The sequence below is a fragment of the Kitasatospora sp. NPDC059722 genome (assembly GCF_042733235.1).
Classification (GTDB): domain Bacteria; phylum Actinomycetota; class Actinomycetes; order Streptomycetales; family Streptomycetaceae; genus Kitasatospora.
On the sequence record NZ_JBHWGD010000154.1, the window covers coordinates 1 to 9,396 of the forward strand.

The 9,396-nt window shown below is 73.9% G+C and carries 8 protein-coding genes; 6 read left to right on the top strand and 2 right to left on the bottom strand.

Annotated features, from left to right (window positions below):
- Positions 1-196 precede the first annotated feature (196 nt).
- From ACFV4F_RS40695 to ACFV4F_RS40720, 6 genes are all read left to right on the top strand, one after another.
- Positions 197-757: an RNA polymerase sigma factor gene (locus ACFV4F_RS40695; protein WP_380448637.1), complete on the top strand. Its 561-nt coding sequence runs from the start codon at positions 197-199 to the stop codon at positions 755-757.
- Between the two features lie 20 nt (positions 758-777).
- Complete coding sequence (locus tag ACFV4F_RS40700; protein ID WP_380448640.1) at positions 778-1,593, top strand: zf-HC2 domain-containing protein; 816 nt, start codon at positions 778-780, stop codon at positions 1,591-1,593.
- Positions 1,594-1,751: 158 nt separating this feature from the next.
- The gene (locus tag ACFV4F_RS40705) at positions 1,752-2,561 is read left to right on the top strand and encodes an ATP-binding cassette domain-containing protein (protein WP_380448634.1); all 810 of its coding nucleotides are present in this window, start codon (positions 1,752-1,754) and stop codon (positions 2,559-2,561) included.
- Positions 2,558-3,958, top strand: a complete 1,401-nt coding sequence (locus tag ACFV4F_RS40710; protein ID WP_380510578.1) for a hypothetical protein — start codon at positions 2,558-2,560, stop codon at positions 3,956-3,958. The genes ACFV4F_RS40705 and ACFV4F_RS40710 overlap by 4 nt, the downstream gene beginning before the upstream one ends.
- On the top strand, positions 3,955-4,521 hold the full coding sequence (locus ACFV4F_RS40715; RefSeq protein WP_380510581.1) for a hypothetical protein: 567 nt from the start codon (positions 3,955-3,957) through the stop codon (positions 4,519-4,521). Before ACFV4F_RS40710 ends, ACFV4F_RS40715 begins: the two co-directional genes overlap by 4 nt.
- 110 nt (positions 4,522-4,631) lie before the next feature.
- Positions 4,632-6,695, top strand: coding sequence for a sensor histidine kinase (locus tag ACFV4F_RS40720; RefSeq protein WP_380510584.1), 2,064 nt, complete (start codon positions 4,632-4,634; stop codon positions 6,693-6,695).
- A 24-nt stretch (positions 6,696-6,719) separates the two neighbouring features.
- On the opposite strand, the gene ACFV4F_RS40725 is transcribed toward ACFV4F_RS40720, so the two are convergent.
- Entirely contained in the window at positions 6,720-8,249 is a 1,530-nt protein-coding gene (locus ACFV4F_RS40725; protein ID WP_380510587.1) for a DUF2207 family protein, read from the bottom strand.
- The gene (locus ACFV4F_RS40730; protein WP_380510589.1) at positions 8,246-8,800 is read right to left on the bottom strand and encodes a LemA family protein; all 555 of its coding nucleotides are present in this window, start codon (positions 8,798-8,800) and stop codon (positions 8,246-8,248) included. The genes ACFV4F_RS40725 and ACFV4F_RS40730 overlap by 4 nt, the downstream gene beginning before the upstream one ends.
- Positions 8,801-9,396: the final 596 nt, after the last annotated feature.

Sequence of the window (9,396 nt, forward strand, 5' to 3'; positions counted from 1 at the left end):
ACCCTGTGGGAGAGTAGGACGCCGCCGAACAATCATTCAAGAAAAGCCCCTGATCCATTCGGATCAGGGGCTTTTCGCATTTCCCGAACACTCCGAAGGCCCCGAACACAACGCCCGGACACCCCGAGCGCCGCCGGCTGTGACGCAGGTCACGCCGAATCAAGAACCTGCACGCCGCATCCGGCGTCTGGCTGGTGTGAGATCACGCAGGAGAGCACTGGACGAGCTGGACGAGGAGCGACTCCTCCGCCTGGTGGCCAGAGGTGACCGCGGGGCGTTCGAGGAGCTGTACCGCCGGACGTCGCCGTGGCTGGCGGTGCGGTTGCGCCGTCGCTGTTCGGACGAGCAGATCGTCGCCGAGGTCATGCAGGAGACGTACCTGGCGGTGTGGCGCGCGGCCGGCGCGTTCGCCGGGAGCGCGGTGGGTGGGACGGCCGTCGGGTGGCTGTGGACGATCGCGGCGCGCCGGCTGGTGGACGCGTTCCGGCGTCGCGCGCACCACGCCGAACCGCCCGTCGCCGCCGCCGAGTCGGCGGTGGTGCCGGCGGCGGAGGAGGAGGCGCTCGCGGGGACCGTCGGCGGCGACGTCGGCGATGCGCTGCGTCGGCTGGCGCCGGAACTGCGGCAGGTCCTGCAGGCCATGGTGCTCGACGGGCTGTCCGTCCGGGAGACGGCCGTCCTGCTCAGGCTGCCCGAAGGGACCGTCAAGACGCGTGCCCGCAGGGCCCGGATCGCGATGCGGGAGGAACTGGCATGAGCACTGGCACAAGAGGTGGCATGAGCCCGGAACACGCGTCTGCGGGGCTCATCGCCGACTACGCGCGCGGTGACGTCGAACTGCCCGCGGACACGTTGTGGGCGCTGGAGTCCCACCTGGAGACGTGCGCGCCGTGCCGCGGTCGGTTGGCGGCCGCGGTCCCCGGCGAGGCACCCGGGATCGCCGCGCTCGTCGACTCCGTCCGGGCCGGTCTGGAACCGCAGTTGGCCGCCGCCGTCCGGGCGCCCGCCCGGCGACGCAGGCCCCGCTGGGTGACGGCCTGGCTGACGCCCGTCATGACGCCCTGGCTGGCCATGACCGCCGCCGTCACACTGGCCGCTCTGCTGCTGGACGGGGGCGCGTCGTCGGCCACCCTCGGCAGCCCTTCGCTCCTGCTGCTGGTCGCGCCCGTGCTGCCGCTGTGCGGTGTGGCGGTGTCGTGGTCGCGGGGCCTGGACCCGGCGCACGAACTGACGGCGTCGACCGCCCGCGCCGGACTGCCCCTGCTCCTCCGCCGCACCGCGGCGGTGCTCGGCGTCGTGCTGCCGGGGCTGCTGGTGCACGGCTGGCTGACCGGGGCGATGACGGCCGCGCAATGGCTGCTGCCTTCCCTGGCCTTCACGTCCGCCGCCCTGGCGCTGGGCAGCGTCGTCGGGGTGACCCGCGCCGCCGCCGGACTGGCCGCCGTGTGGGGCGTCGCCGTCGTGGCACCTGCGTGGTTCACCCAGCGCGTTCCCGTCGTCCTGGAGGCGAACGTCCTGCCCCTGTGGGGACTGCTCCTCGCGCTCGGCGTCGGCGCCGTGGTCGCCCGTCGGAACGTCTACTCGGCTCTCTGAAGCCCTCGTTGACCCTCGAAGCCCAGAGTCTCGAAGCCCAGAGTCTCGAAGCCCAGAGTCTCGAAGCCCAGAGTCTCGAAACCCAGACCTTCAAAACCCGAGACCCTCAAAACCCCAGACCTTCGAAACCCAATCGATGCCCCCGAAAGGGACCATCCATGACACCTGTGACGAGCGCGGTCGACATCGCGCCGAAGACCTACGCCTGGGAGGTCCGGGCCACCGGCCTCAGCGTGCGCGCCGGGCGGCGGAAGCTCGCCGTCGACGGGCTGGACCTCGCCCTGGGCACCGGCACCCACGGCCTCCTGGGGCCCAACGGCGCCGGAAAGACCACCCTGATCCGTGCCCTGGCCACCGTGCTCCGCCCCGCCGCCGGTTCGCTGGAGCTGCTCGGCACCCCCGTGAGCGCGCTGGGCGACCACCGGGCGCTGCGGCGCCGGATCGGTTACCTGCCCCAGGAGTTCGGCTACTACAAGCGCTTCACGGTGCGCGAGTTCGTCGAGTACATGGCCTGGCTGAAGGAGGTGCCGAAGGCGGACATCCCCGGGGCCGTCCAGCGGGCCGTGGAACGGGTCGGCCTCGCCGATCGCGCCGACCACCGGATGAAGACGCTGTCCGGCGGCATGGTGCGGCGGGCGGGCATCGCCCAGGCCATCGTCAACGACCCGACGGTGCTGCTGCTGGACGAGCCGACGGTCGGCCTGGACCCGGCGCAGCGGCTGCGGCTGCGCGAGCTGTTGCAGGAACTGGGCCGCGAGGCCTGCGTGATCGTCTCCACCCACCTGGTCGAGGACGTCGCGGCGGCCTGCTCCGACGTGGTGCTGTTCGCCGACGGCCGCCTCGTGTTCCAGGGCACGCCCGAGGCCCTGGCCGCGGCCGGTGGCCCCGAGCACCCGGGTGACAGTCCGCTGGAGCGCGGCTACTCGGCGCTGCTGAGCAACTCCGGGCAGCCGGGGGGTACGTGGTGAACGGGCGGGTGCTGCGGACCGAGCTGAAGCGCTCGGCCGCGCCGTGGGCCGGCGGCGTCGTGCTGCTGGGCAGCCTGGCGGTCTTCTTCCTGATCGACGGCATCTGGTGGCGGGGCAACGCGGGGTGGACGGCCCAGTGGACCACCATGGCCATGTGGACCCGGTACCTGCTGGGGTTCTGGTGGCCGCTGGTGGTGGGCCTGGGGGCGGCGTACGGGCTGCGCGACTCCCGCTCGCGGATGGGCGAGCTGCTGAGCACCACGCCGAGTCCGGCCTGGCGCCGCGCGGCGCTGCCGGCGGGCGCGATGTCGCTGGGGGTGTCCTGCGGTTTCGGGCTCCTGCTCATCGTGGGCGGGGTCGAAGTGGGCCTCGGCCGGACGACGTACATGTCCCTCGGCTGGCTGCCGATCTCTCTCGTGGCGGTGCTGGCCCTCGTCGCGGGGGCGGTCTTCGGCATGGGCGTCGCGCGGGCGCTCCCGTCCGTGCTCACGCCGCCCGCCTTGGTGGTGACCTTCCTGATGCTGGGGAGCCTCCTGCTGCGGCAGAGCGGCGACGGGGCCCTGCCGTCGGGCCTGGCGCCGAACCGGCTCGCCCTGTTCTCCCCGGTGACCGTGGATCCGCGGCAGATGCTGCTGACCCTGTCCGGCTCCGTGCACCTCGGCCAGACGCTCTGGCTGCTCGGTCTGCTGGGCACCGGCTTCGCCCTGCTGGCCGCCACGACGCGCCGGAGCCGGCTGCTCGGGGTGGTTCCCGTCCTGACCGGCGCGGCCCTGGCCCTGGCGGTTCTCCCGGCCGAGGCCCGCGACACCTACGTCGTCGACAAGGCGGCCGCCGCGCTCGTCTGCGACGGGCCGGTGTGCGTGACGCAGGCGAACCGCGACCGCCTGCCCGAGCTCTCGCTGCGCGGCAAGGAGGCGCTGCGCGTGCTGCACGACGTCCTCGGCGACACGGCGCCGACCTCGGTGCGGGAGGACACCGCGCTCTACGCGCTCGGCGCCGAACGCGCCCTCTCCGCCGACGTGGTGATGGTGGACTTCGACGAACGGCTGCTGCGCGACGCGACGGGTGAGCAGCTGACCCGCGTGCTGATCGGGAAGGGCCTGGCACCGACCTGCCACGGGGACAACGACCGGGAGGGCGGGGGCCGCCTCGGCGTCGCCGTCCAGAGCATCGCCGTGAGTTGGGCCCTCCACGACGCACGGTTCCAGCCGCTGGAGGACCGCGGCACCGAGGCGTACGAACTCACGACCTGGGCGGAGGCCGAGAACGCCTGGCAGAGGCTGACAGCACTGCCGCCGGCCGAGCAGCGCTCCCGGATCGCGGAACTGCGTGCCGCGACCGTCTCCTGTTCGGGCTACGGCCACCTCCGGGCACTGACCGGGGAGGCGGCCCGATGAGGTGGCTGACGCTGTACGCCCGTTCGCGCCAGGTGCCCGTGTCGGCCGCCGCGATCGCCCTCGTCACGGCGGCGCTCTGGGCCCTCGACGGTCCGGAGCACGCGGAGGTGGGGACGGCGATCCTCGTCCTGACCACGAACGTCGCCGCCGCCTCCGTCGGACTCGGCGGCCGGGACGTGACCCTGGAACGGACGGCCGCGATCCGCTGGGCGTCCCGCCGGGCGGCTCACGTCCTGCTCATCGGCCTGCTCACCGGCGCGGCCCTGCTGGCCGTCCAGGCGGCAGGAACACAATTGGCCCCCACGGCGGTGGTCGTCCGCGCCGCAGCGGGGCTGACCGGCCTGGCCGCCCTGGGCGCGGTCCTGTGCGGAGCCCACTTCGCCTGGACCCTCCCGGTCGGCTGGCTCGCCTTCACCCTCCTGACCCCATCCCCGCGCGGCACCGCAGGTGAGGTGCTCCACTGGATGACGTTTCCCCCCGACACCCCCGCCTCCACCGCGACGGCCCTCACCCTGCTGGCCCTCGGCACGACGCTGTACGCGGCGACCGGCCCGAGGGAGTAGGGGGGCCGGGCAGCGGCTGCCACCGGTCCCGTCGGAACCGGGACCGGTGGCCCGTGCGGTCGGGACACGGGCGCGGAGACCATGGGGAGGACCAGGGAGGCGGTGAGCGGATGAGCGGGTTCGGGAGCGGTGGTGGCCTGGGCGTGGGAGCCCTGGCGGTCGCCGCGGGCACGCTGGCGAGCGCCGCGGTGTGGTCGCTCCTCGCACTCACCCACCCGGGGACGGAGGGCGTCGGCGGACACTACTTCTACGACGGTGTCTGGGTCGCGCTCGGCCTGATCTTCACCCTCGCCGGGCTGTTCCTGGTGGTCAACGGCAACAGCCGGGCGCTCGGCACGCTCCTGGTGGTCAGCGGGCTGCTCCAGTCGCTGCGCATGGTGGTGCTCCTCGCCGCCGCGCTGGCCGGTGCCGGTCCGGCGGTCACGGGTGCGGTCATGGCGCTCGTGCTGGCCGCCGACATCGTCAACGCCTTCCTGGTGATCGGCTTCCCGCTCTGGCTCCCCGACGCCCGGCTGCCCGGCGGGATCTGGCGCTCGATCACCGTACTGGTGGCCGCCTGGAGCGCGGTGCTCGCGTTCGCCAACACCGCCCGGGTGCCCGCGTTCGACACCCTGCCCAACCCGCTCCACGGCACCGCGCTGTTCGCCTGGCTGGACGGCTGGCTCGGCCCGCACGGCATGGACGTGTTCGCGGGCAGCCTCGTGTTCACCCTGACGGTGGCCGGGGTCCGCTGGTGGCGCTCGCCCGGATCGCACCCGCACCTGTTCGAGGTCACGCTCGTCTACGGGGTGTGGGCCGCGCTGGCCACCGTCCCGCACTACCTCGGCGACTACCCCGCGTGGCTGCCGTACGCGGTCATCGTGGCCGGTGAGGCCGCCTGGATGCTGGTGCCGCTCGCCGCCTTCCGGCGCGACCGCCGGCTCTCCCTGGACCGGGTCACCCGGCGTTACCTGACCGCCTACGCCTTCTGCACGCTGCTGTTCGTCGTCGTGCTGCTCGCTGTCTACCTGACGCACCGCCTCCTGCCCGGCACCGGCACCGGCGCCCGGTGGTGGCAGCTGGCCACGGCAGGGGTCATCGGTGTGCTGCTGCGACCGGCCGCCCGGGGTGTGGAGCGCGCCGTGGACCGGTACTACTACGGCGAGCGGGCCCACCCGTACCAGCTGGTGCGGCAGCTGGCGGAGCGGATGAGCCATGCCGTCAACCCGGCGGACGCGCCGCCGCTGCTGTGCCGCACGGTCGTGGAGGCCCTCGGGCTTCCCGTTGCCGCCGTCCGGGTCCGGACCCGCTGCGGGCCGCGCGAACTGGCCCGGTTCGGGACGCCCGACCTGCCCGGTGAGGCCGTTCCCCCCGCGTACGAGGCCTTCCCGCTCACCTACGAGGGCGCCGGGATCGGCGAACTGCTGGTGCCACCGCGCCCCGGGCAGACCGAACTGGACCGGCAGGACCGCGCGGTGCTGAGCCTCCTCGCCGACCAGGCCTCGCCCGCGATCGCCTCGCTCGGCCTCTACCAGGACCTCCGGGCCAGCCGCGAGCGGCTCGTGCTGGCCCGCGAGGAGGAGCGGCGCCGGCTCCGCCACGACCTCCACGACGGTCTCGGCCCCGCCCTCTCCGGCCTGCGCCTGCGGATCGACACCGCCCTCTCCGGCCTGCCCGGCGGCTCCACCGCGGCCACCTCGCTCACCGCGGCGTCCACGGGCATCGGCCGGGCGATCACCGAACTGCGCCGGATCACCGACGGCCTGGCCCCCGCCTGCCTCGACGGCGAGGGCCTGGCCGGCGCGCTGCGGCAGCTCGCCGACACCTTCGGCAGCCGGTCGCTCAAGGTGACCCTCGACCTGCACCCCGACCCGCTGCCCGCGCTGCCCGCCGCCGTCGAGGTCGCCGTCTACCGCATCAGCGGGGAGGCCCTCAACAACGTGGCCCGTCACTCCGGTGCGACCTCCGCCCGGCTCACGCTCCACGCCCCGGCCGACCGGGTCACCGTCGAGGTCGCCGACAACGGCACCGGCTTCCCCGGCGGTGGCTCCACGGCCGGCGGCGACTCGACGGCCGGGGTCGGCCTCCGCTCGATGGCCGAACGCGCCGAGGAACTCGGAGGGACGTTCACGGCCGCCAACGCCCCCGCCGGCGCCGTCGTCCGCGCCGTTCTCCCGCGCGGCCGCGCGGATTGACCACGGCCGGCGGGTGGGGCGCGGTCAGGTGGCGGCGGGCTCCGCCGACCTGACCGCCCGGGTGCCCGGCGACACCGACAGACGGACCACCCTTCCCGGCGCGAGCGCCGGTGCCCCGGCCGGCAGGGCCCAGGCGACGGTGCGGTCCGAGTCGCCCGTGTCCACCGCGAGGAACCGCGGCGCCTTCTCGCGCTTGCGCGGCTCCAGGCGCAGCACCTCGCCGGTGACGGTGAGCGGCGCGCGGCGCTCCAGGACGGCGAGGACCAGGTAGTAGCCGGTGACCGCGCCGAAGACGGCGATCGCGGCGGTCTCGCCCGGCAGGGGGCCCGAACCGTCCATGCCGTGGGTCAGCCAGCCGTGGCCGCTCGCGTAGTTGCCGGGCATCGTCGCGAGGAACGCCAGGAAGAGCGTCCACCGGCTGAAGCGGCCGGCCGCCGCGATCGCCAGCAGCCCGATGCCGACCCAGCCGAGGGTCAGCAGCAGGCCCGGGCGGCGCAGGGAGTGGCTCGCGTCGGGGCCGGACGTGACCGCCCACTCGGGCCGGCGCAGCGCCGCGAACAGGACCAGGCCGACGGCCACCACCGCTGCGGCGCCGGCCAGTCGGAGCAGCTGGGCGGGAGTCGCGCCGAAGCCGGGGCGAAGACGGGGGTAGCGGATCCGCACCGGGCGCCAGGCGCCCCCGTAGGAGGACCAGACGCGCCGCTTGTCGCCCGCGTCGAAGCCGAGCAGCCGGGAGGTCCGGGTGGTCACGCCGAGCGCCGCGCCGTACGCGAGGTAGCGGTCCCACACGGCGACGGACGCGGGCGGCAGCGGGGCGAAGTCCTCGTGCGCCCGCAGCCAGGCCTGGACGCCGGCCCAGTGTCCCGCCCGTTCCAGGCCGAGCCGCGTCGCGCGCTCGCCGAGCGCCCTGGTCAGCAGGTACATCAGCGGGACGGACGGGAGGACCCCGACCACGATCGCGGCGCGGATGTTGTGGCCGCCGGTGAGGCCGCCCAGCCCGAGGAGCACCCCGGGGCCGAAGGCGGCCACGGCCAGCGCACCGGACAGCAGCGGCGCGAACCGGGACCGGGAGAGCCCGCGCAGCCTGGCCTCGGCGACGATCTCCTTGCGCAGCGCGCCGTTCCACGAACTCGCGCGCTCCTGAGCGCGGAAGGCGATCGCACCGATCGGGGCGCCGGCTGCGCCCGCCTGCTCGGTGATCCGGGCGAGGACCCGCCGCTCGTACGGCGTCAGGTCGCCCGTGTCCGCGTCCGTGCCGGTGACGTGCACCGTGCTCTGCACCGGGTCGTCCGCGGGCTGGCGCACCTCGACCAGGCCGCGCGCCGCGAGGTCGAGCAGGGTCGCCGCGGCGGCGTGGTCCACGGAGCGCCACCGGTTGGTCAGCAGGGCCACGACGGCCGGCCGCTCCGGTGCGGGGCCGAACTCCTGCGTGGCGGGGGCCGCGTGCACGGCGCCGTTCCGGGTGGCCACGAGGGCGAGTCCGAAGGCGGCGAGCCAGAGCACGAACAGGCCGGCGGCGGACCAGTAGAACTGGTCCTCAAGGCTCATGTTCATGCGAAGGTCACCCGCGGCGCCTCCTGGGCGGCGGCCCCGGCCTCGAAGTACTCCCGGCGCCCGTGCGCGCCGCCGATCCCGGAGACGACGTTGCCCGGGAAGCTCTCCAGCGCGGTGTGGTAGCTCTGGACGGCGCTGTTGTAGAACTGCCGCGCGTAGGCGATCTTGTCCTCGGCGGTGGCCAACTCGGCCTGCAGCGTGGCGAAGTGGCGGTCGGCCTTGAGCTGCGGGTAGTTCTCGCCCAGGGCGGTCAGCTTGCCGAGCGAGGCGGTCAGCACGTCCTCCGCGGCCGCCTTGCCGGCGACCCCGAGACCGGCGTCCGTCGCGGCCCCGCGGGCGGTCACGACCGCCTCCAGCGTGGCCCGCTCGTGCGCCGCGTACCCGCGGGCGCCCTCGACCAGGTTGGGTATCAGCTCGTGCCGGCGCTTCAACTGGACGTCGATCTGCGCCCAGGACGCCTGCGTCTGATTCCGGAGCCGGACCAGCCGGTTGTACGTCCGGACCACCCACCACACCAGCGCCACTGCCAGTACGGCGACGATTCCACCCACGACGACACCCACGATGCCCCCCGATAAACGTGACCTCGTGTTCCGGCCGATCCGGTAGGTCGGGCAGATCCTAGGCGTGCAAACCGGTCGGGCGTTGCGAATAAGTGAGAGGGAGCCGGCCACGACCGGACCCGGGCCGGGTGGCACGGTCGGCACCCCGCGGCTGCCGCTCCGGGGTCACGTGGTCGGACCGGCCGCGAGCTGGGCATTTTGTGTCCGACGCGGAGTAGGAGTACTGTCAGTCAGCCGCTTGGCAGGGAGCACCGGACACGCATCGGCGCGGACGGTCCCGGGGCGGCCAATCCTCTGAAACACCACTTCCCGGTCCGGGCCGGGTCGCGTCCTGTCGCGGCTCGGTGCGTATTTGGCATGTGTGTTTATCGGGATTGTGGCCTGACTTCGGTCGGATTCGCTTTTCGGAGCAGGGATCGGCTAGAGTTCAGGACGTCGGACGGGGCGTAAAGCTCCGGTCAAGACAGCAGCAAGTCGGATGACGAAGCCCCGGAAAACGGAGCGGAAAACATCTGATAAGCTGGAAACACGAAAGAACGAAGCGCCCGGAGGGCCCGCTGGAAGGCGGCTCGAAGGAAGCGTCC

What these genes read in the sequence shown, in the direction of transcription:
- ACFV4F_RS40700 (WP_380448640.1), top strand. Translation starts at nt 778, where the DNA reads ATGAGCCCGGAACACGCGTCTGCGGGGCTCATCGCCGACTACGCGCGC.
- ACFV4F_RS40705 (WP_380448634.1), top strand. Translation starts at nt 1,752, where the DNA reads ATGACACCTGTGACGAGCGCGGTCGACATCGCGCCGAAGACCTACGCC.
- ACFV4F_RS40715 (WP_380510581.1), top strand. Translation starts at nt 3,955, where the DNA reads ATGAGGTGGCTGACGCTGTACGCCCGTTCGCGCCAGGTGCCCGTGTCG.
- ACFV4F_RS40720 (WP_380510584.1), top strand. Translation starts at nt 4,632, where the DNA reads ATGAGCGGGTTCGGGAGCGGTGGTGGCCTGGGCGTGGGAGCCCTGGCG.
- ACFV4F_RS40725 (WP_380510587.1), bottom strand. Translation starts at nt 8,249, where the DNA reads ATGAACATGAGCCTTGAGGACCAGTTCTACTGGTCCGCCGCCGGCCTG.